Origin of the sequence: Comamonas piscis, assembly GCF_014109725.1 — a bacterium.
GTDB lineage: Bacteria > Pseudomonadota > Gammaproteobacteria > Burkholderiales > Burkholderiaceae_C > Comamonas > Comamonas piscis.
In genome coordinates, this window is record NZ_CP058554.1 from 402,789 (window position 1) to 428,229 (window position 25,441).

General features: G+C 65.4%; 23 protein-coding genes. 10 read left to right on the top strand and 13 right to left on the bottom strand.

Features of this window, described 5'->3' with window-relative positions; all coding sequences use genetic code 11:
• Nucleotides 1-31: 31 nt before the first annotated feature.
• The 5 genes from HS961_RS01885 to HS961_RS01905 all read right to left on the bottom strand — a co-directional run bounded on the left by HS961_RS01885 (nucleotide 32) and on the right by HS961_RS01905 (nucleotide 5,912).
• Nucleotides 32-985: a tripartite tricarboxylate transporter substrate-binding protein gene (locus tag HS961_RS01885; RefSeq protein ID WP_238347902.1), complete on the bottom strand. Its 954-nt coding sequence runs from the start codon at nucleotides 983-985 to the stop codon at nucleotides 32-34.
• A 149-nt stretch (nucleotides 986-1,134) separates the two neighbouring features.
• Nucleotides 1,135-2,514 carry an MmgE/PrpD family protein gene (locus tag HS961_RS01890; RefSeq protein WP_182326121.1) on the bottom strand — a complete coding sequence of 460 codons (1,380 nt, stop codon included), beginning with the start codon at nucleotides 2,512-2,514 and terminating at the stop codon, nucleotides 1,135-1,137.
• A gap of 25 nt (nucleotides 2,515-2,539) precedes the next feature.
• Nucleotides 2,540-3,721: a CaiB/BaiF CoA transferase family protein gene (locus HS961_RS01895; protein ID WP_182326122.1), complete on the bottom strand. Its 1,182-nt coding sequence runs from the start codon at nucleotides 3,719-3,721 to the stop codon at nucleotides 2,540-2,542.
• A gap of 40 nt (nucleotides 3,722-3,761) precedes the next feature.
• Nucleotides 3,762-4,928, bottom strand: a complete 1,167-nt coding sequence (locus tag HS961_RS01900; protein ID WP_182326123.1) for an acyl-CoA dehydrogenase family protein — start codon at nucleotides 4,926-4,928, stop codon at nucleotides 3,762-3,764.
• An 87-nt stretch (nucleotides 4,929-5,015) separates the two neighbouring features.
• Entirely contained in the window at nucleotides 5,016-5,912 is an 897-nt protein-coding gene (locus HS961_RS01905; protein ID WP_182326124.1) for an FAS1-like dehydratase domain-containing protein, read from the bottom strand.
• A 221-nt stretch (nucleotides 5,913-6,133) separates the two neighbouring features.
• Between HS961_RS01905 and HS961_RS01910 the strand changes: the two genes are divergently transcribed.
• Genes HS961_RS01910 through HS961_RS01935 form a run of 6 tightly spaced genes read left to right on the top strand, consistent with a single transcriptional unit; the run spans nucleotide 6,134 to nucleotide 12,991 of the window.
• Nucleotides 6,134-7,039 (top strand): SDR family NAD(P)-dependent oxidoreductase, encoded by a 906-nt coding sequence (locus HS961_RS01910; protein ID WP_182328072.1) that lies wholly within the window; start codon nucleotides 6,134-6,136, stop codon nucleotides 7,037-7,039.
• A 9-nt stretch (nucleotides 7,040-7,048) separates the two neighbouring features.
• Nucleotides 7,049-7,942 carry a MaoC/PaaZ C-terminal domain-containing protein gene (locus HS961_RS01915; RefSeq protein WP_182326125.1) on the top strand — a complete coding sequence of 298 codons (894 nt, stop codon included), beginning with the start codon at nucleotides 7,049-7,051 and terminating at the stop codon, nucleotides 7,940-7,942.
• On the top strand, nucleotides 7,939-9,207 hold the full coding sequence (locus tag HS961_RS01920; protein ID WP_412101621.1) for an acetyl-CoA hydrolase/transferase family protein: 1,269 nt from the start codon (nucleotides 7,939-7,941) through the stop codon (nucleotides 9,205-9,207). Before HS961_RS01915 ends, HS961_RS01920 begins: the two co-directional genes overlap by 4 nt.
• Nucleotides 9,208-9,231: 24 nt before the next feature.
• Nucleotides 9,232-10,428 carry an acetyl-CoA C-acetyltransferase gene (locus HS961_RS01925; RefSeq protein ID WP_182326126.1) on the top strand — a complete coding sequence of 399 codons (1,197 nt, stop codon included), beginning with the start codon at nucleotides 9,232-9,234 and terminating at the stop codon, nucleotides 10,426-10,428.
• 45 nt (nucleotides 10,429-10,473) lie between these two features.
• Nucleotides 10,474-11,463, top strand: a complete 990-nt coding sequence (locus tag HS961_RS01930) for a Bug family tripartite tricarboxylate transporter substrate binding protein (RefSeq protein ID WP_182326127.1) — start codon at nucleotides 10,474-10,476, stop codon at nucleotides 11,461-11,463.
• A gap of 10 nt (nucleotides 11,464-11,473) precedes the next feature.
• Nucleotides 11,474-12,991 carry a class I adenylate-forming enzyme family protein gene (locus HS961_RS01935; RefSeq protein ID WP_182326128.1) on the top strand — a complete coding sequence of 506 codons (1,518 nt, stop codon included), beginning with the start codon at nucleotides 11,474-11,476 and terminating at the stop codon, nucleotides 12,989-12,991.
• Here HS961_RS01935 and rraA read toward each other — a convergent pair.
• From rraA to HS961_RS01970, 7 genes are all read right to left on the bottom strand, one after another.
• Nucleotides 12,982-13,491, bottom strand: a complete 510-nt coding sequence (gene rraA, locus HS961_RS01940) for a ribonuclease E activity regulator RraA (RefSeq protein ID WP_238347747.1) — start codon at nucleotides 13,489-13,491, stop codon at nucleotides 12,982-12,984. The genes HS961_RS01935 and rraA overlap by 10 nt on opposite strands.
• On the bottom strand, nucleotides 13,491-14,447 hold the full coding sequence (locus tag HS961_RS01945; protein WP_182328075.1) for a Bug family tripartite tricarboxylate transporter substrate binding protein: 957 nt from the start codon (nucleotides 14,445-14,447) through the stop codon (nucleotides 13,491-13,493). The genes rraA and HS961_RS01945 overlap by 1 nt, the downstream gene beginning before the upstream one ends.
• 67 nt (nucleotides 14,448-14,514) lie before the next feature.
• A complete protein-coding gene (locus HS961_RS01950) occupies nucleotides 14,515-16,515 on the bottom strand; it encodes an aconitase family protein (protein WP_182326129.1) in 2,001 nt (666 codons plus the stop codon).
• Between the two features lie 91 nt (nucleotides 16,516-16,606).
• A complete protein-coding gene (locus tag HS961_RS01955) occupies nucleotides 16,607-17,521 on the bottom strand; it encodes a LysR substrate-binding domain-containing protein (RefSeq protein WP_182326130.1) in 915 nt (304 codons plus the stop codon).
• A gap of 101 nt (nucleotides 17,522-17,622) precedes the next feature.
• Complete coding sequence (locus HS961_RS01960; protein ID WP_182326131.1) at nucleotides 17,623-18,444, bottom strand: TlpA disulfide reductase family protein; 822 nt, start codon at nucleotides 18,442-18,444, stop codon at nucleotides 17,623-17,625.
• Between the two features lie 132 nt (nucleotides 18,445-18,576).
• Nucleotides 18,577-20,016, bottom strand: coding sequence for an NAD-dependent succinate-semialdehyde dehydrogenase (locus tag HS961_RS01965; RefSeq protein ID WP_182326132.1), 1,440 nt, complete (start codon nucleotides 20,014-20,016; stop codon nucleotides 18,577-18,579).
• A gap of 82 nt (nucleotides 20,017-20,098) precedes the next feature.
• Entirely contained in the window at nucleotides 20,099-21,307 is a 1,209-nt protein-coding gene (locus HS961_RS01970; RefSeq protein WP_182326133.1) for an ABC transporter substrate-binding protein, read from the bottom strand.
• A 255-nt stretch (nucleotides 21,308-21,562) separates the two neighbouring features.
• Between HS961_RS01970 and HS961_RS01975 the strand changes: the two genes are divergently transcribed.
• Genes HS961_RS01975 through HS961_RS01990 form a run of 4 tightly spaced genes read left to right on the top strand, consistent with a single transcriptional unit; the run spans nucleotide 21,563 to nucleotide 24,776 of the window.
• Nucleotides 21,563-21,928: a Zn-ribbon domain-containing OB-fold protein gene (locus HS961_RS01975; protein WP_182326134.1), complete on the top strand. Its 366-nt coding sequence runs from the start codon at nucleotides 21,563-21,565 to the stop codon at nucleotides 21,926-21,928.
• A gap of 15 nt (nucleotides 21,929-21,943) precedes the next feature.
• A complete protein-coding gene (locus HS961_RS01980) occupies nucleotides 21,944-23,137 on the top strand; it encodes a thiolase (protein WP_182326135.1) in 1,194 nt (397 codons plus the stop codon).
• Between the two features lie 23 nt (nucleotides 23,138-23,160).
• Nucleotides 23,161-24,321, top strand: a complete 1,161-nt coding sequence (locus HS961_RS01985) for an acyl-CoA dehydrogenase family protein (RefSeq protein ID WP_182326136.1) — start codon at nucleotides 23,161-23,163, stop codon at nucleotides 24,319-24,321.
• The gene (locus tag HS961_RS01990; protein ID WP_182326137.1) at nucleotides 24,318-24,776 is read left to right on the top strand and encodes a PaaI family thioesterase; all 459 of its coding nucleotides are present in this window, start codon (nucleotides 24,318-24,320) and stop codon (nucleotides 24,774-24,776) included. Before HS961_RS01985 ends, HS961_RS01990 begins: the two co-directional genes overlap by 4 nt.
• Before the next feature lie 402 nt (nucleotides 24,777-25,178).
• Here the strand turns inward: HS961_RS01990 and minE are convergent, their stop codons facing one another.
• Nucleotides 25,179-25,436, bottom strand: coding sequence for a cell division topological specificity factor MinE (minE, locus tag HS961_RS01995; RefSeq protein WP_021027472.1), 258 nt, complete (start codon nucleotides 25,434-25,436; stop codon nucleotides 25,179-25,181).
• Nucleotides 25,437-25,441 lie beyond the last annotated feature (5 nt).

Sequence of the window (25,441 nt, forward strand, 5' to 3'; positions counted from 1 at the left end):
CCCCTGCTCCTGCGCGGGTGGAGCGCCAGGCTTATTCGGCGGTCACACCGGCTGCCTTGATCACCGTGTTCCAACGCTTCACTTCCGATTCCAGCAAGGTCTTCAAGCTCTGCGGCGTGGCGCGGTCCGGGGTCACCAGCTCGCTGCTCAGGTCGGCAATGCGCTGTACCACCACGGGGTCCTTCAAGGCCACATTCAGGGCGGTGTTGATCTTGTTGATCACCTCGGCCGGCGTGCCCTTGGGGGCGTACATGCCGTGCCAGACCTTGACGTCAAAACCCTTCAGGCCCTGCTCGTCGAGCGTGGGGATCTGTGGCATGGCGGTCAGGCGCTGGGGCGTAGTCACGCCAAATACCTTGACCCGGTTGCCGTCCTTGATGACCGGCGCGGTCTGCGTGGTCTGGTCACAAAGCAGATCGACCTGGCCGCCCATCAAGTCATTCATCGCCGGGCCCGCGCCCTTGTAGGGCACCGTCGTCAGCTTGACCCCCGCCTGGTACGCAAACAGCATGCCGCAGAGCTGCGAGACCGCGCCAATACCGGCATTGGCCAGCGACACCTTCTCCTGGTTGGCCTTCACATAGGCCAGCAGCTCCTGGAAGTTGTTGGCCGGAAAGTCCTTGCGCGACAACAAAGTCATCGGCACATCCAGCACCTGGCCGATGTACTCGAAATCCTTCAGCGGGTCGTAGGGCAGCTTTTTGTACAGCGATGGCGCTGTCGCCATGCCCATGTGGTGGATCAGGATGGTGTAGCCATCGTTCTTGGCCCGTGCCACGCGCGCCGGTGCAATCGTGCCGCCTGCGCCCACGGTGTTTTCCACCACCACGGTCTGGCCCAGCGACTTGCCCATCGGAATGGCCAGCATGCGCGCCACCACATCGGTCGGGCCACCGGCCGAATAGGGCACCACCAGCACCACCGGTTTGGTGGGCCAGTCCTGCGCCTGGGCGTTGAGGTGCAGGCCCAGGCTGGTACAGGCCATCAGGGCAGCAGCAGCGGCCGGGGTCAACAAGCGAATGCGCATTTTTGTCTCCTGGTCTTGGGTTGGGTACTTCGCCCTTCCCGGTAGGTAAAGGGGACTGCTCCAGCCCCCTGCATCACAAGCGCCGACGGGCGGCGCTGCTGCTTTCTTTATACGGCCAGCAACAGCTTTTCGACCCTGGTCCATTCCCGTACTTGCCAGAGTTTCTGCACCGATTGCTGCATCTGCGCAGCCGGCACCGCGCGGCTGAAGGCGCCCAGACGCAGCGCCTTGTCGGTCAGCTCCTCGCGGCTCAGGGTGTTGCCCGGGTCGCCCTTGGGCTCGTCCACCCGGCCTTCCAGCACGCGGCCATCGGTGGTGGTCACCGTTACCTTGCCAATCCAGCGCTGCGGGTAGGCGCCGTCCACCTCGGGGTCCAGCACCATGCGCACCTTGTCGCGCAGCAGCATGGTGTCTTCGGCGCGGAATTCATCGTCAAACTCATTGAGCCCGGCAAAGCCAAAGCGCGCGGCCAGCGCCAGCACCGTGCCCATCGAGAACTTGCTCTGGTGCACCGTGGTCGGGTCCACCACGGGGCCCAGCACATCGATCGCGGCCTGGTGTACATGGGTCACCACCTCGGCAATGTCCGACACCTTGAGCTGGTGCGCGCGCACCACCTGCAGCAGCGCATCGGCGGCCGGGTGGGTGTGGCGGCAGGAGGCATGCCATTTGAACGAGGTCTCGGGCGTCGCCCAACGCGTGCCCAGGCCATCGACCAGGCGGGCCGGATCGCTGTCGCTGGACATGCCAGCGGCCATGCCCTGCGGGCCGCAGAAGATATCGGCCGCGCCGGTGAAGCCATCCTTGGCTAGGTAGGCGGCCATCAGGCCGGCACCGGCGGCATGCGCGGTGTGCAGCTGCTTGCTGTCGGCAGCGGTGCGCAAAAACTCCCACAGGCCGGCAGACTGCGTGCCGGCCGAGCCAAAGGCATGCAGCATTTGCTGCGCATTGAGGCCCAGCAGATGGCCCACGGCGGCCGCAGCGGCCAAGGTACCGGCCGTGCCAGTGGTGTGGAAGATCTTGTAATGCGAGCGGCCCAAAAATTCGCCCACGCGGATGCCTACTTCATAGCCGGCGATGCAGGCGGTCAGCAACTCCTTGCCGGACTTGCCCAGTGCCTGTGCCACGGCCACGGCCGGGGGGAAGACGACCGCCGCCGGGTGGAACACCGAGCCGTTGTGTACATCGTCCTGCTCGGCCACATGCGAGGCGGCGGCATTGGCCATGGCCGCCAGGTAGGGGCTGCTGCTGCGGCCCTCGGGGCCGATCACCTCGGCCGGGCCTTGGGCCGGGCCCTGGCCCAGCGCAAAGCGGGTGATGCTGGCCACAGGGCGGGCATTGTGGCCGGCCACCACCGAGCCAAACCAGTCCACCCAGAGGTCTTCGGTTTTCAGCAGCACGGATTCGGGGATGTCGCTGTATTGCAGCTCGGCCGCAAAGCGGGCCAGTTGGGCGGCGGGCGTGGGGGATGTAGTTGTTGTGGTCATGTTCTTGTCTCTCCAACAGAAAGCATCAAAGGCCGGAGGCCTTGCGCACTGCCGCCAGCGCATCGGCCGGCAGCTGCAGCGCATCGAGGATGACGGCCGTGTGCTCGCCCACCGCTGGCACCGCATCCATGCGGTAGTCGTATTGGTTGTTGCGGCCAGGCGGCAGCAGCGCAGGCACGGCGCCCACGGGCGTATCCACCTGCGCAAAGCGCTGGCGGGCCAGCAGCTGCGGGTGTACCCACAGGCCCGCCATGTCGTTCACATGGGCGTTGGCAATGCCGGCCTCGTCGAGCCGCTGCACCACATCGCTGGCCTGCAGTGCGCCAAAGATGCGCACAATCTCGGCCTGCAACTCAGCACGGTTGGCATTGCGCTGGGCATTGCTGTCAAAGCGCGCATCGGTCGCCAGCGCCGGTGCCAGCAGCACCTGGTCGCAAAAGATTTTCCACTCGCGCTCGTTTTGCAGGCCCAGCATCACCGTGCCGCCATCGCCGGCCACAAAGGGGCCATAGGGGTAGATGCTGGCATGCGATGCACCGGTGCGCGGCGGCGGCGCGGCGCCTTCAAACGCGTAGTACATCGGGTAGCCCATCCACTCGCCCAGCGCTTCGAGCATGGATACATCGATATGGCTGCCCTCGCCCGTCTTGCCGCGCAGCAGCAGCGCCGAGAGGATATTGGTATAGGCATACATGCCCGCCGCAATATCGGCCACCGAGATGCCCGATTTGCTCGGCGTCTCCGGCGTGCCGGTCACCGACAGAAAGCCTGCCTCGCTCTGGATTAGCAGGTCATAGGCCTTCTTGTCGCGGTAGGGGCCGTTGTCGCCATAGCCGCTGATGTCGCAGACGATCAGGCGCGGAAACGCTGCATGCAAGGCTTCGTACGACAAGCCCATGCGTGCAGCCGCGCCCGGTGCCAGGTTTTGCAGCAGCACATCGGCCGTGCCCAGCAGCTGCTTGAGCGCCTCCAGCGATGCTGGGTCCTTCAGATCCAGCGCCAGGCTTTCCTTGTTGCGGTTGAGCCAGGTGAAATGCGAGGACTGGCCGCGCACCCGGCTGTCATAGCCGCGCGCAAAATCGCCGCTGCCCGGCCGCTCCACCTTGATGACGCGCGCGCCCAGATCGGCCAGCTGGCGTGCGCAAAAAGGCGCTGCCACGGCGTGCTCCAGCGATACGACGGTGATGCCATCCAATGGTCTGGTCATGAAGTCTCCGGTTGTCTGGTTTTATCGCTGCACTGCGCCATCAGAAGGAGCGCGGCAGGCCCAGGATGTGCTCGGCCACGTAGGAATAAATCAGGTTGGTGGAGATGGGTGCCACCTGGTACAGACGCGTCTCGCGGAACTTGCGCTCGATGTCATATTCGCAGGCAAAACCAAAGCCGCCGTGGAACTGCAGGCAGGCATTGGCCGCCTCCCAGCTCGCCTTGGCGGCCAGGTACTTGGCCATGTTCGCCTGGGCGCCCATGGGCTCGTGTTTGTCGTACAGCTCGCAGGCTTTCCAGCGCATCAGGTTGGCCGCTTCCACCTCGATAAAGGCGTCGGCAATCGGGAACTGCACGCCCTGGTTCTGTCCAATCGGGCGGCCAAACACCTCGCGGTCGCGCACATAGTTGGTCACCCGGTCCAGGAACCAGTAGCCATCGCCAATGCACTCGGCCGCGATCAGGGTGCGCTCGGCGTTGAGGCCGTCGAGGATGTACTTGAAGCCCTTGCCTTCTTCGCCGATCAGGTTCTCCTCGGGGATCTCCAGGTTCTCGAAGAACAGCTCATTGGTCTCGTGGTTGACCATGTTCAGGATCGGGCGCACGGCCATGCCCTTTTTCTCGGCCTCGCGCAGGTCGACCATGAAGATCGACATGCCTTCGCTCTTTTTCTTCACATCGGCCAGCGGCGTCGTGCGCGCCAGCAGGATCATGAAATCGCTGTGCTGGATGCGGCTGATCCACACCTTCTGGCCGTTGATGACGTACTTGTCGCCCTTCTTCACCGCCGTGGTCTTGATCTTGGTGGTGTCGGTGCCGGTGGTGGGCTCGGTCACACCCATCGACTGCAAGCGCCATTCGCCGCTGGCGATCTTGGGCAGGTACTTTTCCTTCTGCGCCGCCGAGCCATGGCGCAGCAAGGTGCCCATGTTGTACATCTGGCCGTGGCAGGCGCCGGAGTTGCCCCCGCAGCGGTTGATCTCTTCCATGATCACCGAGGCTTCCGTCAGGCCCAGGCCCGAGCCGCCGTATTCCTGCGGGATCAGCGCCGCCAGCCAGCCGGCCTTGGTCAGCGCGTCGACAAAGGTTTCGGGGTAGGTGCGCGCCTCATCGACCTTGCGGAAATACTCATCAGGGAACTCGGCGCAGAGCGCACGGATGGCATCGCGGATTTCGGGGAAGTTGTTGGAGCCGGTATGTTCGATCATGGTTCTGGGTCTGGCGTTGGGGGTGGCTGCGCTTAGAGCGCCTGCGCCACCCGCCGGTGTTGGGGAAAGCGTTGTTGGTCTGCGCGCTCAGCGGATCTTGGCGGTGGCCTGCATCGTCAGCCAGCCCTCGTGGTCATGCGCCCAGAGCTTGATGGTCTTGCCATCGTCCTGGGGCTGGCCCAGCACGGTGAAGGGGTGCAGATCGAAGGTGGGGCGGATGGCCTTGAACGAGAAGTCGGTCAGCACCGCATCCGGCGCATTGCGGCGCAGCAGATCGACCAGCAAGGTCGCAATCAGCGGGCCATGCACGATCAGGCCAGGGTAGCCCTCTTCCTGCGTGACATAGCTGCGGTCGTAGTGGATGCGGTGGCCGTTGAAGGTGAGCGCCGAGTAGCGGAACAGCATCACCGGGTCGGCGTTGATCTCGCGCTTCCAGGCGGCCTGCGTCTCGGCAGCGGTGGGCTGGGGCACCGGGTCGCTGGGCTGGGCGGCGGCGCGGTAGACGATGTCATGCTCCTCGGTCAGCGCCAGGCCACGTGCATTGCGGTAGCTGTGCTGCACCAGCACAAACAGCAGCTCGCCCGAGCGGCCCACCTTGTGGTCCACCGAGGCAATGCGCGAGACGCGCTCAACGCACTCGCCAATGCGCAGCGGGTTGTCCGCCTGCCACTGCAGGCGGCCACCGGCCCACATGCGCCGGGGCAGCGGCACGGGCGGCAAAAAGCCGCCACGCGCCGGGTGGCCATCGGGCCCCAGCAGGCTTTGCCGCGCCATCGGCAGAAAGTTCATCCAGTGCCACAGCGGCGGCAGGCTGTCGCCGTCCTGGGCCGGGGCATCATCACGGTCCAGGGTGGCGGACAGGCCGGTCACCGCCGTGCGGGCCACCAGGTCGTGCTGGGTCTCTGTCTTGTTGATCCAGCTTTGCAAATGGGCTACCTGCTCGGTGTTGAGCGAGGCGGCAGAAGGTTCAGGGGTTTGCGACATGGTGGCACTGTCGCAGGCTCGGCCCCCCAGCGCAATCGCAGAGATTGGAACCTCTCCTTTTACAGCGGTGAAGACAAAGGGTTAGCCCTGGTTTTTGAACCTGCGGTTTCAGTTTGCCAAAGCCCTGCCTACGCATTTGCGAATTGGCAATGCGCTTTATGGACGGCATGCTGGTGGCATTCATCTACACACAGCTCCAAGGAAAAGCAGACATGTCCACCATGCTCGAAGGCAAAGTCGTTATCGTCACCGGTTCTGGGGGCGGCATTGGCCGTGATATGGCGCTTGCCATGGCCCAACAAGGCGCCAAGGTGGTGGTCAATGACATCGGCACGTCCACCACCGGCGAAGGCCACGACGACGGCCCCGCGCAAAAGGTCGTCAACGAGATCAAGGCCGCCGGCGGCGACGCGGTTGCCAATACCGACACCGTCTCGGACGCGAATGCCGCCGCCAAGATCGTGCAGTGCGCGCTCGACAGCTTTGGCAAGCTCGACGGCATCGTCAACAACGCCGGCATTCTGCGTGACCGCTTCTTCCACAAGATGAGTGTGGACGAATGGGATGCCGTCATCAAGGTCCACCTCTACGGCAGCTTCTATGTGGCCCGCGCTGCGGCCAACCACTTCAAGGAGCAGGAAAGCGGCGCCATGGTCCACATGACCAGCACCTCCGGCCTCATTGGCAACCTGGGCCAGGCCAACTACTCGGCTGCCAAGCTGGGCATCGTCGCGCTGTCCAAGAGCATTGCACTGGACATGGCCAAGTTCAATGTGCGCAGCAACTGCATCTCCCCGTTTGCCTGGAGCCGCATGATCGGCTCCATCCCCACCGACACGCCCGAGCAGCAGGCCCGTGTGGACAAGCTCAAGCAGATGACCCCCAACAAGATCGCGCCCCTGGCCGTCTACCTGCTCAGCGAGCAGGCCCAGGACGTGAATGCCCAGGTGTTTGCGGTGCGCAATAACGAGATCTTCCTGATGAGCCAACCGCGCCCGCTGCGCTCCGTACACCAGGGCGAAGGCTGGACGCCTGAGGACATCGCCTCGCATGCGATGCCGGCGCTGAAGTCCTCGTTTGTGCCGATGGAGCGCTCCGGAGAAGTGTTCAGCTGGGACCCTATCTAAGCCAAGGCCATGACCATCAACTACCAGCAACTCAAGGCCCGGCCGTTTGCGCCGGTACACCAGGACTATTCGCAGCGCGACACCATGCTGTATGCGCTGAGCCTGGGCGTCGGCAATGACCCGCTCGATACCCGTAACCTGCCGCTGGTCTACGAGGGCATGGACCAAGCGCTGCAGGCACTGCCGACGATGAGTTCGGTGCTGGGCTATCCGGGCTTTTGGGCCAAGGAGGCGGACACCGGTATCGACTGGGTCAAGCTGGTGCATGGCGAGCAGCGCACCACCATCCACCAGCCGCTGCCGGTGGGGGCCAAGGTGGTGGGCAAGACAAAGGTCACCCGAGTGATCGACAAGGGCGCAGGCAAGGGCGCGATTGTGGTGAGCGAGCGCAGCCTGGAAGGCGAAGATGGCACGCGCTATGCCACCTTGGAGCAGGTGACGTTCTGCCGGGGCGATGGCGGCTATAGCGAAGCACTGGGCGGCCAGCCCAGCGATGCCTCGCTGCCGGCGCTGGCGCCCACGCCCGATACGGCACCGCGCTGGACCTACACCCACACCATCCGCCCCGAGGCCGCCCTGCTCTACCGCCTGATGGGCGACTACAACCCCCTGCATGCCGATCCAAAAGTGGCCCAGGCGGCAGGCTTTGACAAGCCCATCCTGCACGGCCTGGCCACCTACGGCATGGTCTGCCATGCGCTGGTGATGACGGCCTGCAACGGCGATGCCAGCCTGCTGCGCAGCATGCATGCGCGATTCTCGTCACCGGTGTTTCCGGGCGAGACCTTGCGCACCGAGGTCTGGCAAGAAGGCGATGCGCTGCAGTTCCGCGCGCTGGTGGTCGAGCGCGGCATTGTCGTGCTCAGCCATGGCAATGCCAGCCTGGCTGCCGCCCAGCCATGAGCATGGGAGAAGGCCGGCAGATTGCGCTGGCGGATCTGGACCTGGCGCAGTTCATCCGCGCTGGCGACAGCATCGTCTGGGGCCAGTCGGCCGCCGAGCCGCTGTCGCTGATCCAGGCCTATGTGGCCCAGCGCCAGCGCTTTGCGCGCACCAGCGTCTTTCTGGGCATTGGTGGCGCCAACAGCTTGCAGCCCGCGCATGCCGATGCCATCGATATGCGCGGCTATGCCGCCGGTGGCTCGCACCGCGCGCTCGGCATGGCCGGTGTGCTCGACCCGATTCCTTGCCACTATTCGCAGATTCCGCAGCTGATCGCCAGCCGCCGCATCCCCATCGATGTGGTGTTCGTCCAGGTCTCACCGCCCAATGCCGATGGCGACTGCAGCCTGGGCCTGGCGCATGACTACCTGGTCACTGCCATGCGCCATGCGCGCTGCGTGATCGCCGAGGTCAACGCCGATGTGCCCTGGGTGGCGGGCGCCAGCCTGCGCCTGGCCGATGTCGATGCCTGGGTGCAGAGCGACCAGGCCGTGGTCGATGTGCCCGCCGGCAAAATTGGACCCGCTGAAGAAGCGATTGCGCAGCTGATCGCCAGCCGCGTGGAAGACGGCGCCACCTTGCAGCTGGGCATTGGCAACCTGCCCGATGCCGTTTTGCAGGCACTGCAAGGCCACCGCGATCTGGGCCTACACAGCGGCACCCTGGGCGACCGCGTGGCTGACCTGGTCGATGCCGGTGTCATCACCAACGCGCGCAAAGGCATTGACGTGGGCGTGAGCGTGACCGGCCTGCTGATGGGCAGTGCCCGCACCCGGCGCTGGGCGCACAACAACGGTGCGCTGCGCATTGCCGGTACTGACTACACGCACAACGCCCGGGTGCTGGGCCAGACCCAGAAGCTCACCGCCATCAACTCGGCGATCGAGGTCGATCTGACCGGCCAGATCAATGCCGAGGTGGTGGCAGGCCAGTACCTGGGTGCGGTGGGTGGCGCAATGGACTTTTTGCGCGCCGCTGCCGCCTGCGATGGGGGCTTGCCGATGGTGGCGCTGCCCTCCACCGCACGCGGCCAATCACGCATCGTCGCGCAGCTGTCCGGCCCGGTCTCTACGCCGCGTGCCGATGCCGGCCTGATCGTCACCGAACACGGCATTGCCGATTTGCGCGGGCTGAGCCTGGCGCAGCGCCTGCGCGCGATGCTGGCCATCGCCGCGCCTGAACACCGAGACCTGCTGGCGGCCCAAGCGCGCCAGCAGCTGAATTGATTCGATTTTTCTGGAGAGAGAACCATGCGTAAAGCCGCCATCGTCACCCCTTTGCGAACCCCGGTGGGCACCTACGGGGGTAGCCTGCGCCCCGTCTCGGTCGAGGACCTGGCAGCGACCACCGTGCGTGCCGTGGTCGAGCGCAGTGGCATCGACCCCAGCCGCATCGACGATGTGGTGTTTGCCCAGTCTTACGCTAGCAGCGAGACGCCTTGCGTGGGCCGCTGGGCCGCGCTGCAGGCGGGCTTGCCGGTGGAGGTGCCTGGCATGCAGCTGGACCGCCGCTGCGGTGGCGGCCTGCAAGCCGTGGTCACCGCCTGCATGATGGTGCAAAGCGGCGCCGCCGATGTGGTGATCGCCGGCGGGGTGGAGAGCATGAGCAATATCGAGTACTACACCACCGATATGCGCTGGGGCAAGCGCGCTGGCAGCGTCACCATGTACGACCGCCTGGACCGGGGCCGCGAGCGCTCGCAACCGGTGGAGCGCTTTGGTGCCATCTCCGGCATGATCGAGACCGCCGAGAACCTGGCGCGCGACTACGGCATCAGCCGCGAAGAGGCCGATGCCTTTGCGCTGCGCAGCCACCAGCGCGCGGCCGCCGCCTGGCAGGCAGGCCGCTTTGATGCCGAGGTAGTGCCCGTCAGCGTGCCCCAACGCAAGGGTGAGCCCACGCTGTTCAGCCGCGACGAAGGCTTCCGCGCCGATGCCACGATGGACTCACTGGGCAAGCTGCGTGCGCTGATGAAGGGCGGCACCGTCAGCGCCGGCAATGCCAGCCAGCAAAACGATGCCTCGGCCGCCTGCCTGATCGTCGCCGAAGACAAGCTCCAGGAGCTGGGCCTGACGCCGATGGCCAGCCTGGTGGGCTGGGCCGCTGCCGGCTGCGAGCCCTCGCGCATGGGCATTGGCCCGGTGCCTGCCGTCAAAAAGCTGCTGGGCAGGTTGGGCCTGACGATGCAGGACATGGACCTGGTCGAGATCAACGAGGCCTTTGCCTGCCAGGTGCTTGCTGTGCTGCAGGGCCTGGAGTGGAACGATGCCGAGCGCCTGAATGTGAACGGCTCGGGCATCTCGCTGGGCCACCCGATTGGCGCCACCGGCGTGCGCATCTTGGCCACCTTGCTGCATGAGCTGGAGCGCCGCAAAGGCCGCTATGGCCTGGAGACCATGTGCATCGGCGGCGGCCAGGGCATTGCCGCCGTGTTTGAGCGCTACTGACCGGCCGCCCTCCCCCACCATTTACAAAAAACCAGGAGACAAGACATGACCCTCATCCACCGCCGCAACCTGCTGGCCGCCACGGCCGCCGCCGCCCTCAGCCTGTGTACCCTTGCCCAAGCCCAAGGGGGCCTGGGATCGGGCGCACCGGTGCGCCTTATCGTCGGCTACTCGGCCGGGGGCCCCGTGGACCAGGGCGCACGCCTGCTGTCCATCGCGCTGTCCAAGGAGCTGGGCACCACCGTCATGGTCGACAACAAGACGGGCGCCAACGCCACCCTGGCGGGCAACGAAACCTCACGCGCCAACCCCGATGGCCTGACCCTGTGGTTTGCCGCCAGCCCCACCATCACCATCAGCCCCAATGTGATGCGCAAGATGCAGTTCGACCCGGTCAAGGACCTGACCCCGATCGCGCCGGTGCTGAGCTATTACAACGTGCTGGTGGCCAACAACAACGAGCCCTTCAAGACCACGCAGGCGCTGGTGGACTATGCCAAGGCCAACCCCGGCAAGCTCAGCTATGCCTCGGCCGGCGTGGGCGGCTCCAACCACCTGGGTACCCTGCTGTTTGCCAAGCGCAGCGGCATTGAGCTGAACCATGTGCCCTACCGAGGCAATGCGCCAGCGATGACCGATGTGATGGGCGGCCAGATCAACATGATGATGGACATCATCAGCACGGCCGGCACCTACATCCACAGCAAGAAGGTGACCCCGATTGCCGTGACCTCGCCCCAGCGCAACCCGGCGCTGCCCGATGTGCCGACCTTTGCCGAAAGCGGCATCGAAGGCCTCAAGGGCTTTGATGTCGGCGGCTGGTATGCCGTTTACGGCCCCAAGGGCATGTCACCCGAGCTGCAGATGCGGCTGAACAAGGCCATCAACGCCGCGCTGGCCCAGCCCGAGCTGAAGGCCAAGTACAAGGAGCTGGGCTACGACGAATGGATCGGCTCCCCCCAGACCCTCGTCGAGCGCGCTGCCAAGGAACGCCAGATGTGGTCGACCGTGACCCAGGGCATTGTGGTGGACTGATAGGACCAATATGGAATTTCGCATTCACCAGTTTCTGGACCGCTGGCTGCAAGAGGCCCCCGACCGGCCCTTTATCTACCTGCCCGATCGCACCCTGAGCTATGCCGACCTGGGCCGCCTGGTTGATGCGCTGGAGGCGGAGCTGCGCGCGCTGCAGGTGCGCAGCGGCGACCGCGTGCTGGTGGTCGCCGAGAACTGCCCCGAGCATGCTGCCCTGCTGCTGGCCTGCAGCCGCGTGGGCGCCTGGGCCTGCGGCGTCAATGCCCGCATGGCACCGGGCGAGGTGCGCGGCTTTGCCGACAAGGCCGATGCGCGGGTGGTCTATTTCACCGACCGCGTCTCCAAGGCCGCCGCCGCCCACGCCGAGCGCTATGGCGTCAGCCCCTCCTGCGTGCCGGGCCTGGCCCACACCGCAGTGCGCAGCGATGCGCGGGCCGAGCCTGAGCCGGACGGCAATCCGGTGGCCGCCATCATCTTCACTTCCGGCACCACCGGCACCCCCAAGGGTGTGCTGATGAGCCAGCGCGGTGTGGCGCACTTTGCCCGCGTCTCGGCCCAGTCACGCCGGCTGGGGCCAAATGACAAGGTCTATGCCTTTGTGCCGATGACCCATATCTTTGGCCTGGGCACCGTGCTGCTGGCCTCGCTGTCGGCCGGGGCGGCGCTGGAGATGCGCAGCCAGTTTGAACCCGCCGATCTGCTGGATGCGCTGGCCCACCATGGCATCACCCAGCTGCAAGGCCCGCCCACCCTGTTTGCGCGCCTGCTGCAGCACTGCGAGCAGCATGGCATCAGTCAGCCGGCGGCACCGCATCTGCGCTACCTCTACACGGGCGCCGGCCCCCTCGATCTGGCGCTGAAAACCAAGGTTGAGGCGCTGTTTGGCCAGACCCTGCACCACGGCTATGCCATGAGCGAATACGCCGGCTCGCTGCACCTGACCCGCATCAACGAAGCCCGCAGCGACACCAGCGCTGGCTACTGCATCGATGGCGCGGAATTGCAGATCGTCGATCCGCACAGCGGCCGTCCGCTGCCGACCGGCGAGCGGGGCGAGATCTGGGTGCGTGGCACGGGTCTGATGCCCGGCTACTTCCGTGACCCCGAAGCCACGGCCGCCGCCTTGCGCGAAGGCGGCTGGTATGCCACTGGCGACCTGGGCGAGCTGCATGCCGATGGTGCGCTGTTTGTCGTGGGCCGCCTCAAGGAGATGATCATCCGCTCGGGCTTCAACGTCTACCCCAGCGAGGTCGAACATGCGCTGGGCAGCTTTCCCGGCATCCAGCGCGCCGCCGTCGTGGGCCAGAAGGAGGCCGATGGCAACGAGGCCGTGATCGCCTTTGTGGTGCAGGATGCCCGCCATCCACCGGACCTGGATGCCCTGCAAGCGCACTTGCGCGAACACCTGGCGCCCTACAAGCGACCGGCACGCATCATCGCCATCGATGAACTGCCGGTGAACGCCAATGGCAAGGTGATGAAGCGCGAGCTGCAAGCCCGGCTGGAGGCGGAGCAGGCTCAGGCCTGATTGGCCACCACCACGCCGTCGGGGTCCATCACCAGGTAGTCCCCCGGCTGCAGACTGGCACCACCCAGCTGCAGCGCCATGCCCAGCGCCCCGCCGCCGTTGCCGGTTCCCCGCAGCGGCGTGCGGCCCAGCGCAAACACCGCCAGGTCCATGCCGGCCAACACATCCGTATCGCGCACCGCGCCATAGACCAGCAGGCCCGCCCAGCCGTTGTCCAGCGCGATGCGCGCCATGCGGTCGCCCAGCACGGCAACCCGCAGCGATGCCCCGGCATCAACCACCAGCAAGCGCCCGCCACCGGCGGTTTCCAAGGTCTGGCGGAGCAGGCCGGCATCCTCGTGGCAGCGCAAGGTCTGGATACGGCCGCTGGCCGATGCGCGCCCGCCATAGGATTGCCAGGCCGCCTCGCAGAGCTGGGCGGCGCTGCCCAGCTGGTCGCAGAGGTCAGCGCTTCGGTTGGGCAGCGATGGTGGCGCAGCGGTTGCTTGGGCCATCGCCATCAGTCGATCCTCGCGCCCGAGAGCTTCACCAGCTTCTGGTGCTTGGCCAGCTCCTCCTGGAAGAAGGCGGGAGCCTGCGCCGGGCCCTTGTCCAGCACCATCAGGCCCTGGCCGGCGATGGCGGTCTGCGCCTCGGGCGAGGCCAGTGCGGTCTTCATGGCGGTAGCGTACTGGTCGACGATGGGCTTGGGCAGGCCGGCCGGGCCCACCAGCGCAATCCAGGCATCAAAGCTGTAGCCGGGCACGCCCGCTTCGGCCACGGTGGGCACATCGGGCAGCGCGGCAGAGCGCTGCGTGGTGGACAGCGCAATGGCACGCAAGCTGCCGGCCTTGATCTGCGGCAGCGCCTGCGATACCGACACAAAGGCCAGCTGCACCTGGCCACCCATCAGGTCGGTGATCAGCGGCCCGGTGCCCCGGTAGGGCACATGCTTGATGTCGATGCCGGTCTCGGCAATCAACAGCTCGCTGGCCAGGTGCAGGGTGCTGCCATTGCCGGCCGAGCCGTAGTTGAGCGTGCCCGGGTGCGCCTTGGCATAGGCACGCAGCTGTGCCAGGTCCGTCACCGGCAGCTTGGCATTCGCCACCAGCACCAGCGGCACGGTGGCCAGCACCGCAATCGGGGTGATGTCGCGCAGGCTGTCATAGGGAATGGTCGGGTAGATGCCGGGGTTGATCACATGGTTGGACGAGATCATGCCCAGGGTCAGCCCATCCTTGTGCGCCCGCACTACCTGGGCCGTGCCGGGGATGCCGCCTGCCCCGGCAATGTTTTCGACCACCACCGGGTGCCCGGTACTGCGGCCAAAACCGGGCGCCAGCGCACGGGCCACGGCATCGACCGTCGATCCTGCGGCCAGCGGCACGACCATGCGAATGGGCTTGTCTGTGCTGGCCAACTGGGCATGGGCCTGCCAGGGCGCTAGCCACAGGGCGGCTGCCAGCACAGGCAGCATCGTCAACAAGCGGCGCTTGCTGGCTTGGTTTGCTTTTTTCATCGCTGTCTCCTGGTCTCTTTTTTTCTCAGTGGGAAAAGCGGCGTCTCAGCTCCTCAAACGACATGAGCTCACCGGCGATCGCGCTGGCAGCCACGGTGGCGGGGCTGGCCAGCCAAACGCTGCCGGGCCCGCCACGGCCCGGAAAATTGCGGTTGATGGCGCTGACCGTGACCTGGTCAGCGCGCTCCGAGCCCCCCGGGCCGCAGTTGCCGCAGGCCCCGCACGAGGGCTGCAGCATGCGCGCACCAACGCGCTCAAAGGCATCGAGGTAGCCAGCATCCGCACAGTGGTCGCGCACGGCGGTGGTGCCAAACTGCAGAAACAGCTGCACGCCAGGCGCCACCTTCAGGCCGCGCTCGGCAGCCCAGTGCAGCACCTGGTGGTAGTGCACAAAATCCTCGCGCTTGCCGGCGGTGCAAGAGCCGCCGTAGGCAATGTCGATACGCAGCGGCGCCGTGATCGATGCCAATGGCCGCCCATTGCCCGGATCGCCGGGGCTGGCCACCATGGCGGGCACGGCCGCGCAGTCGATGTGGATGGTCTGCGCATAGTCGGCGCCCGGGTCGCTGTGCATCCAGTCCTCCAGCACAAAGTCAATACCGCGCCGCTCGCGCAGAAAGCGCACGGTCTCCGCATCTGGCGCGACGATGCCGGTAAAGCCACCCAGCTCGGCCGTCATATTCGTTAGGGTGGCGCGCTCATCGGTGCCCATCTGGGCGACGGCCGTGCCGCAAAACTCAAACAGCTTGCCAACGCCTCCGCCGGCGCGGATCAAGGGCTGGGCCAGCAGGTGCAGCACGACATCCTTGGCAGCCACACCTGGCGCCAGCGCACCATCGAGCACAATGCGCAGGCTTTGCGGCAGGGTCAGGCGCACGGCACCGGTGACAAAGGCATTGGCCATGTCGGTGGTGCCCACGCCAAAGGCCACGCAGCCCAGTGCGCCGCTATGGGTCGTGTGCGAATCGGTGCCCACTACCAACTGGCCGGGCAGCGCATGGCGCTCGGTCATCATCGCGTGCGAGATGCCCGCCACATTGCTGCCGTCATCGCGCAAGGCCTCGTCTTCCGTCAGGGTGCGGTAGCTGTGCAGGGCGTAGTCAGCGGCAAAGCTGCGCTGCGCCTGCACCATGCGATGCACATTGGGCACCAGACCGCCGCGCACATGGGCGGGGCTCTCTTGCACATAGGAGGTGTGGTCCTCAAACACCAGGATCGATGCCGGGTCGTTGAGCGGCAGCGGGCGGCCCAGGCTGGCATGCAGCATGTGCGCGGCCATGCCCGTGTAGTACTCGTGGATAAAGCGCCAGTCGGCCCGCACAAAGGCGCCATCGCCAGCAACCGGCTGGGCCGGGGTGACCGCCGTGGGCAGTGCATGCCGGGCGACGATCTTCTCGAACAAGGTGCGCGGCTGGGTGGTCGGTGCTGGTGCGGGCGGCGCTGCGCTGTCTACATGGGCCACATTCGCCAGATGCGCACGACCAAAGGCCAGCAGGCCACCTTGCATAAGGATGGCGGCGGCCAGCGCATCGCGCCCGGCCAGCAGCTCTTGCCAGGCAATCGCCTCACCGGCAGCAATGCGCGGGACCAGGCTGAGGTCGGTCGAGGTGATCAGGCCGATGTTGTCGGCGTTCTGCCGGTAGATGCGCTCAAAGCTCTCGGCAATCACCAGCCGCACGCCGGCCAGCTTTTCGGCCATGGGGCTGTGCTCGCGCGAGGAGCCCTTGCCGTAGCGCTTGCCCGCGACAACGACCTCGATACCGCTGCCGCGCAGCGCACCGGCGGCAATCGGGAACACACCACCAGCCTGGAAGCCGCTGTAGGGGTAGTGGCCCAGCGCATCGTCAAAGTGCGTCAGGATTGCAATCGGCGTGATCTCGTCGGTGGAGACATCGTCGCGCAGCGGCTGGGCCGCCGCCAGTGGCAGCTGCTCGCCGGCCAGCACCTGCTGCACGCAGGCGGGGTTCTGGCTCAGGTACAGAATGCGGGGAGAAAAATGCAGTGCGGTGGGGCTGGTGCTTGGCATGCCCCATCATCGCGGTGGCGCCGCGCTGCGGGAAGCGCTAAGACAGCACAGGGGATAGCGCAAAAATCGATCACCGGGATTACCCGGGGAGCTACTCCACAGCGCCTTGCAGCACCTGCAGCAGGGCCTGGGTGGTGCGCAACTGGGGCTGGCGGCGCAAGGCATACAGGTGCAGCTCGCGCTGCGCCCAGGGCTCGGCCAGTGGCCGCAGCACAAAGCCTGCTGTGCCGGCATAGGCGGCAGCGGCGCTTTGTGGAATCACCGCAATGCCCAGACCCGCTTCCACCATGCGGCAGACGGCATCAAAGCTGCTGAGCGATACCTCGGGGTTGAAGCGCTGCTGCGCGGCCTCGGCCCGCTCGTGTAGCATGCGATCGAGCGCGCCGCCCTGGTGTACGCCAATCAAAGGGTGGGCCAGCACCTGCGCAAAATCAACCGCATCCAGCGCCGCCAAGGCATGGCCGCTGGGGATCACCACCTGCAGCGGATCGCTGGCAAAAAACCAGGCATCCAGCCCCGAGGCCGGTGGCACGGCCACGCCAACACCAACATCGGCGCGGTCATCCAGACAGGCGCGCAGCACCTCGCGGGTATCGGCCTCGTGCAAGGAGATGCGCACATGCGGATAGCGCGCGCGGAACTGCGACAGCTTCTCCGGCAGAAATCCCACCACCGCCGACATATTGGCGTAGAGCCGCACGGTGCCGCGCACCTCATCGCCCTGCTCCTGCACCTCGCGCACCAAGCCTTGCAGCTCTTCATCAATCTGCATGCCCCGCTCAAACACCCGGCGCCCCGCATCGGTCAGCACCACGCCACGCGGCGAGCGCACCAGCAAGGCCGTGCCAAAGGCATGCTCCAGGTCCGACAGTCGCCGGCTCAGCGCCGATGATGCAATGTGCTCGGTCTCCGCAGCGCGGGCAATCGAGCCCGCATGCACCACGGCAATGAACAGCCGCAGGCTGTAAGTATCCAGGCGTCTGACGGGCGGGCGTTGGGAGGTCATGGTGGGGCGTGGGGGTGGTCAGCCGCCAAGGATAGCGCCCCGGGGATGGGGAGCGCTGCGATACCCGAGCGCGCCCCTCCATGCAGTCGCAAGCGATCGGCTTAGCTGCCGGTGGCTGGCACGATCTTTTGCATGAACTCGTTCAAGCTGGCCCCTGACAGCTCGCCCACACGCTGGCCCTGCAGCTGGCCATTTGCGTCATAGAACAGGGTCGTCGGCAGTGCGCGGCTGCCGGCCACTTCGCCCATGCTGTTGCGCGGGTCCAGCAGCACCTGGCCATCGGGCAGGCCAAAGCCGCGTGCGGCCTTCAGCACCACCTCGGGCGCCTCTTGCTGGTTCACCCACAGAAACTGCGCCTGCGGGTAGCGCTTTTGCGCCTCCAGCAGCGCGGGCATCTCGCGCACGCAAGGGGTGCACCAGCTGGCCCAGAGGTTGATGACCACGGGCTTGCCTTTGAACTGGTCGATCGCATGGGTTTGCGCATCCAACGCCACCAGCGCCAGCTGCGGCAGCGCCTTGGCGCTGGGCGAGAACTGGTACACCAGCGCATTGCCGCCCAGCCACAGCACCGCAAACAGCGCCGCCGCACCCGCCAGCGGCTGCAACACTGCCTTTTTGCGCAACCACAGCCACCAAATATAAACAACGGTCACCGCCAGCGCGGCCCAGGGCTCCCAGCCCCCATCGCGCACATTGAACAGCGACAGCGGCTGCGCCAGGTACTCATCGGCATAACGGGCCACAAAGCCCAGCCGCGCTGCGACCAGCGCCAGCAGCGGCAGCAGCCAGGCATGCGGCGTCGTAGACAGACCCCGCTGCCGCGCCCAGCGCGCCAACAGCACATCGGCCAGCAGCCATGCCAGCATCAAGATGACCAAACCCCAGGGCAGTGAGAACGGCCCGATCTGCAAACTTGCGCTCATCTTTGTATTTTTTAAAACAGAAGGCGCTGGCGTAGAGGCACACCAGCGGCGAATCTGCGGTCTGAATACCTGAGGCGCCTTTTGGTTCCATTCCGGCGCCCCGTAGCAGGGCGCCGGAATGGACAGCAGGTTTTACTGGTCCTCACTCACCAGCTTGATATTGCAATAAGCCTGCAGCCCTTCAATCCCGCATTCCGAGCCCCAGCCGCTTTCCTTGACGCCGCCAAACGGTGCTTCGGACATGGAGATGTTCAAGGTGTTGATGCCGAGCATGCCGGTTTGCACGCCGTTGGAGAGCTGCTGGCGTACGCCGCTGTCTTGCGTGAAGGCATAGGCGGCCAGGCCGTATTGCAGGCGGTTGGCGCGCTGCAGCGCTTCGTCCATGTCGGCGATGGGATTGATCAGCGCGACGGGGCCAAAGGGCTCCTCGTTCATCAGGCCGGCGTCTTCGGGCAGGTTGCTGAGGACGGAGGGCTCCCAGAAGAAGCCCTTGCCGGGCATGCGCTTGCCGCCGGTGTGCAGGGTGGCGCCCTTCTCTTGCGCATCGGCGATCAGGCGGGTGAGCGCCTCGATGCGGCGCGGGTTGGCCAGCGGACCCATCTGGCTGGCGTCATCCAGGCCACTGCCAACCTTGAGCTTCTTGGTGCGCTCGACAAAGGCGGTCACAAAGCGGTCGAACACCTCGCGGTGCACATAAAAGCGCGTGGGCGAGATGCAGACCTGGCCGGCGTTGCGGAACTTGCCAGCCACCAGCGCATCGGCGGCCTTGTCGATGTCGGCATCCTTCCAGACGATGACGGGGGCATGGCCGCCCAACTCCAGGGTCGCGCGCTTCATGCTCTTGGCGGCATGCGAGGCCAGCATCTTGCCCACGGCGGTGGAGCCGGTGAAAGAGAACTTGGCCACCTCGGGCTGGTCGAGCAGGTAGCCCGATACCTCGGCGGGCACGCCAAACACCATGTTCAGCACACCGGCGGGCAGGCCGGCATCGTGCAGCACCCTCACCAGCTCCTGGGCGGTGGCGGGGGTTTCCTCGGCGGGCTTGAGCACCAGGGTGCAGCCAGCGGCCAGGGCGCCGGCAATCTTGCGCGCGGGGGTGATGGCGGGGAAGTTCCAGGGCGCAAAGGCGGCGCAGACGCCGACCGGCTCATGGTGTACCGCAATGCGCTGCGTCGGGGTCTTGCCTGGCACCAGGCGGCCATAGTTGCGGCGGCCTTCTTCGGCGTACCAGTCGTAGGTGTCGGCAGCGGCCAGCACTTCCAGCTTGGCTTCGCGCACCGGCTTGCCCTGCTCCAAGGTCATGCAGCGGGCAATGTGGTCGGCACGCTCGCGGATCAGGTTGGCGGCCTTGCGCAAGATGTCCGAGCGGGCCAGCGGCGATGTGCGCTTCCAGCCTTCAAAGGCCGCATTGGCGGCCTGCAAGGCGGCCTGCAGATCGGCCGGGCTGGCGTGGGGCAGCTGGCCCAGTGTGGATTCGTCCAGCGGGTTGATGACCGGCTCGCTCTTGCGGCCGTCGGCGGACAGCCATTGGCCGTTGATAAACAGTTGCAACTGTGGATAAGTTTGGGACATGGGTGGCTCCTGCCAGGGGTTTGGAAGGCACAACGCGGTCTTTCTGACAAGAAGACCGCGTGGCTTGTGGATAAGGCTGTGTTTACTTCTTCACAAAAGCGCACTTGCCATCGGCCATCGGCCGGAAGGCCTTGTCACCCGGGATGGTGGCGAGGATCTTGTAGTAGTCCCAAGGGCCCTTGGACTCTTCGGGCGACTTGACCTGGGCCAGGTAGAGGTCGTGCACCATGCGGCCGTCCTCGCGCACATGGCCGTTCTGGCTGAAGAAATCTTCGATCTTGTTGGACTTGAGGTACTTGGTGACGGCGGGGCCATCGTCCGAATTGATGGCGGCCACGGCCTTGAGGTACTGGGTGACCGCCGAATAGGTGCCGGCATGCACCATCGAGGGCATGCTCTTCTTGCCCATGCGCTCAAAAAAGCGCTGCGAGAAAGCGCGTGTCTCAGGCGTGCGGTCCCAGTAGAAGGCGGTGGCAAAGGTCAGGCCCTGGGCGGTGCGCAGGCCCAGCGAATGCACATCCTGGATGAACATGAACTGCGGCGCCACGGTCTGCTTTTGCATCAGGCCAAACTGCTTGGCGGACTTGATTGCATTGATGGTGTCATTGCCGGCGCTCACCAGGGTGACCACCGAGGCTTTCGACTCCTGCGCCTGCAGCACAAAGGACGAGAAATCGCTGGCATTGAGCGGGAAGTTGGTGCGGCCCACGATCTTGCCGCCGCCCTTGCTGACGATATTGGTCACCGTCTCGGCGCCGGCCTTGCCGAAGGCATAGTCCACCGCCATGATGTACCAGTCGTTTTTGCCTTTTTCCAGCATCGCATGGGCCACACCGCTGGCCATCGCATAGGTGTCATAGGTGTAGTGGATGGCGGTGGGCATGCAGGCCTCGCTGGTCAGCGCATCCGATGCGCCGCCCGAGGTCAGCACCAGCTTGTTGCGCTCCTTGGCCAGGTTGTAGACGGCCATCGCGACGGCCGAGTTGTTGAGGTCAACCACCACGTCCACACCATCGGTATCGAACCAGGTGCGTGCACGGCTGGCACCGACATCGGCCTTGCCCTGGTGATCGGCAAATACCACCTCGATCTTCTTGCCCCCTACCGTGCCGCCAAAGTCCTCCACCGCCATGCGGGTGGCCTCCAGCGAGCCGCGCCCTGCCGTATCGGCATAGGGGCCGGACATATCGCTGAGCACGGCAATCTTGACGACGTTGTCAGAGATGCCCTGCGCTTGCGCGCCCGTGGTGCAGCATGCGGCCATGGCCAAAGCCAGCGCGGTCATTTTCATGGTCTTGTCTCCGGTTTTATAGAAAGCGTTTGACAGACGATGCTAGAGATTTCTGGCCCGGTGGTTTCTGCATTTGCCAAGCGCCGCCTTAGCCTGCGCCAAAGCCTAGAAAACCCTGATACCCACAGAAGCGAAAGCAGTGTCACCCAGGTTCGTCAAGCGCGGCCAAACCCCCTCTTCGGCAACCAATAATTGCGTGCAGCAGGCAATGGGGCCATGCTTCAGCATCCGCTATCTCCTCAGAAAGATTCCGCAATGACACCCTCGATGTCAAGCCAGTACCAGGCTGCATTGGACTCGGGCAGCTTCCAGATTCAGCGCTGCAAGGCCTGCGCCCAGGCCATCTTCTACCCCCGCGAGTTGTGCCCGCATTGCGGCAGCGATGCGCTGGCCTGGGAGCCACCCAGCGGCAAAGGCACGGTCTACTCGACCACGGTGATCCGCCGCAAGGCCGAGGCCGGGGGCGACTACAACGTGGCGCTGGTGGACCTGGCGGAAGGCCCGCGCATGATGAGCCGCGTCGAAGGCATGGCGCCCGCCGATGTGAAGATCGGCATGGCCGTGCAGGCCCAGGTGATCACGCACAACGGCAAGGGCCTAGTGGTGTTCAAAGCCGCATAACAAGAGGGATAAAACATGGCACAAGTACATACCAGCAGCGGCCTGCGCGCGCTGCGCGGCAAGGCCGCCATCACCGGCGTGGCCACCTATGGCTGCGGCGAAGCCCCGGGCTCGGACGACATGCTGCTGCTCGCACGCGCCGCCCATGCGGCCGTCGCCGAGGCGGGGCTGACGATGCAGGACATCGACGGCTTGGCCACCTGCAGCGTCAATGCCACGATGTGGCCGATGCCGGTGATCGAGCACCTGGGCATCAACCCGAACTATGTCAACGGCACCATGCTGGGCGGCTCCAGCTTTATCGCCCACCTGCTGCCGTCGATCATGGCTTTGGAGGCCGGCCAGTGCAAGCATGTACTGGTTTGCTACGGCAGCGCCCAACGCTCGGCCGCCTTTGGCCGCAAAGAATCGACCGCTGCGCGCAAGTTCATGGACCCGCAGCCGTTCGAGCACCCCTTTGACCCGACGATGCCGGTCGCTGCCTATGCGATGGCCGCTGCGCGCCACATGCACCAGTACGGCACTACGCGCGAGCAGCTGGCTGCCGTGGCCGTCTCGGCCCGCCAGTGGGCGCAGAAGAACCCTGAGGCCCTTATGCGCGACCCGCTGACCATCGAGCAGGTGCTGGGCGCACGCATGGTGGCCGATCCCTTCACCGTGCGCGATTGCTGCCTGGTGACCGATGGCGGCGGCGCCTTTGTGCTGAGCCGCGCAGAGGATGCGCAGCGCGGCCCGAACGCGCCCATCTATGTGCTGGGCAATGCCACGGCCTGCTGGAACCGCCAGATCTCGTCGATGCCCGACCTTACCGTCACGGCGGCCAGCCAATCGGGTGCACAGGCCTTTGCGATGGCGGGCCTGACGGCGCAGGACATGGATGTGGTGGAGTTGTATGACGCCTTCACCATCAACACCTTGCTGTTCCTCGAAGACCTGGGCTTTGTCAACAAGGGCGAGGCGGGTGCGTTTGTCGCCAGCGGCGCGATTGCGCCGGGCGGCAGCCTGCCGGTCAACACCAATGGCGGAGGACTGTCTTGCGTACACCCGGGCATGTACGGCATCTTTGCTCTGATCGAGGCCGTGCGCCAGCTGCGCGGCAACTGCGGCGATCGCCAGGTGGCGGGCGCCCAGCTGGCACTGGCCCACGGCAATGGCGGCACCCTGTCCAGCCAGGCCACGGCGATCTTGGGCACGGCGGCAACGCTCTAAAGGCCCGCAACAGAGAACATTCCATGATTCGAGACCAAGAAACCCTGGACGCACTGCTCGACAGCGTGCGCCGCTTTGTGCGCGAGCGCCTGGTGCCCGCCGAGAACGAAGTCGCCGAGACCGACGAGATTCCTGAGGCCATCGTGCAGGAGATGCGCGAGCTGGGCCTGTTTGGCCTGACCATCCCCGAGGAGTTTGGCGGGCTGGAGCTGACGATGGAGGAGGAAGTGCATGTGCTGCTGGAGCTGTGCCAGACCTCCCCCGCCTTCCGCTCGGTGATTGGCACCACAGTAGGCATTGGCTCGCAAGGCATTCTGATGGATGGCACCGATGCGCAGAAGGCCGAATGGCTGCCACGCATGGCGACCGGCGAGATCATCGCGTCATTCGCGCTGACCGAGCCCGAAGCCGGCTCGGATGCAGCATCCTTGCGCACCACCGCGATCAAGCAGGGTGACCACTACCTCGTCAACGGCACCAAGCGCTTCATCACCAATGCGCCCCATGCCGGCATGTTCACCTTGATGGCGCGCACCAACCCGGCCGACAAGGGCGCCGGTGGTGTCTCGTCCTTTATCGTCGATGCGAAGACCCCGGGCATCAGCTTTGGCAAGTACGACAAGAAGATGGGCCAGCGCGGCGCCCACACCTGCGATGTCATCTTTGACAACGTCAAGGTGCCCGCCGCCAACCTGATCGGCCTGCAAGAGGGCCGGGGCTTCAAAACGGCGATGAAGGTGCTGGAAAAAGGACGTATCCACATCGCCGCCGTAGCGGTGGGTTGCGCCAAGCGCATCCTGCGCGATGCGCTGCAGTACGCGCTGGAGCGCAAGCAGTTTGGCCAGGCGATCTGCGACTTTCAGCTGGTGCAGGCAATGCTGGCCGACAGCCAGGCCGAGCTCTATGCCGCCGAGTGCATGACCATCGATGCCGCGCGCCGCCGCGATGCGGGCCAGAACGTCTCCACCGAGGCATCGAGCGCCAAGATGTTTGCCACCGAGATGTGCGGCCGCGTGGCCGACCGCGCGGTGCAGATCCTGGGCGGCTCGGGCTATATGGCCGAGTACGGCATCGAGCGCTTCTACCGCGATGTGCGCCTGTTCCGCCTGTATGAAGGCACGACCCAGATCCAGCAGATCATCATCGCGCGCAACATGGTGCGCGAAGCCAAGGCCGCCGCATGAGCACCACGCCCTCCCGCCCCCAGCTGAGCATCGAGGACCTGAACAGCCGCGTACCCTTTCTGCGCCTCATCGGCGCGCGCCAGGATCCGAACTATGAAGACGGCATCGTGCGCGTGCACCTGCCCGACCTGCGCGAGGAACTGTGCAACCAGCTGCCCGCCGCGCATGGCGGCATTCTGATGACCCTGCTCGACGTCGCCATGTCCCGCGCCGCCGTGCTCGCGCCCGGCGCGCCCTCCAGCACCGCCGTCACCGTTGAAATGTCCTCGCGCTTTATCTACCCCGGCCGCGGCCCCCTCGTCGCCGAAGGCTGGGTCATCAACCAGGGCCGCTCGCTCTGCACCTGCCAAGCCAACATCTACGACGCCGACCGCCGCATCCTGGCCACCGCCCAAGGCACCTTCAAGTACTGGAAAGCCCACGCCTACGACAACACGGCCGAGCCCAGTGCATAACTGAGGGGAAAAGCGCAGCAATGTGCATAGTTTTGTGGATAAGCCGCCAAGTTATCCACGAACCGCCAGCAGTCCACCGACTTACCCCCAACGACAACGCGACCCGAAGGTCGCGTTTTTTTGGAGGAAGGGGAACACAGAAAAGCAGCAGGAAACCAGGATAGTGATTCCGGTATTCAACGACGAGCCCAGCAGCGCGCAGAGCGCCCAAAGCTACCACCCCAATGGCGAGATGGGCCCGCAGGCTAGGCGTGGCGCCGCAGACAATACTTTGGTATGGCAAGGCGCCACAACAACGCATGCGGGCTCATATCGCCACCCCAAACCGAAAACTGCCAAAGCCCCTCAAGCGCTAGACGCCGTCACAGCGCCCAAACACCCAAGAATCAAGAACCCACAAACTTACTTGTCTGGCAGCTCGATTTTTACCTCGAGAACTTCCAGATTGTCTTGTCGCTCCAGGTTGACTCGGACGTCATCTGGATTGATGGACACGTACTTGGCGATCACGGCCATCAGCTCTTTTTGCAGGGCCGGCAGATAGTCGGGCTGGTTATTGCTGCGGCCCGTGCGCTCCCGCGCCAAAATAATCTGCAGCCGCTCCTTGGCGACCGAAGCGGTCTTCTTCTTTTCACCCAAGAACAGGGACAGCAAGGACATCGGAC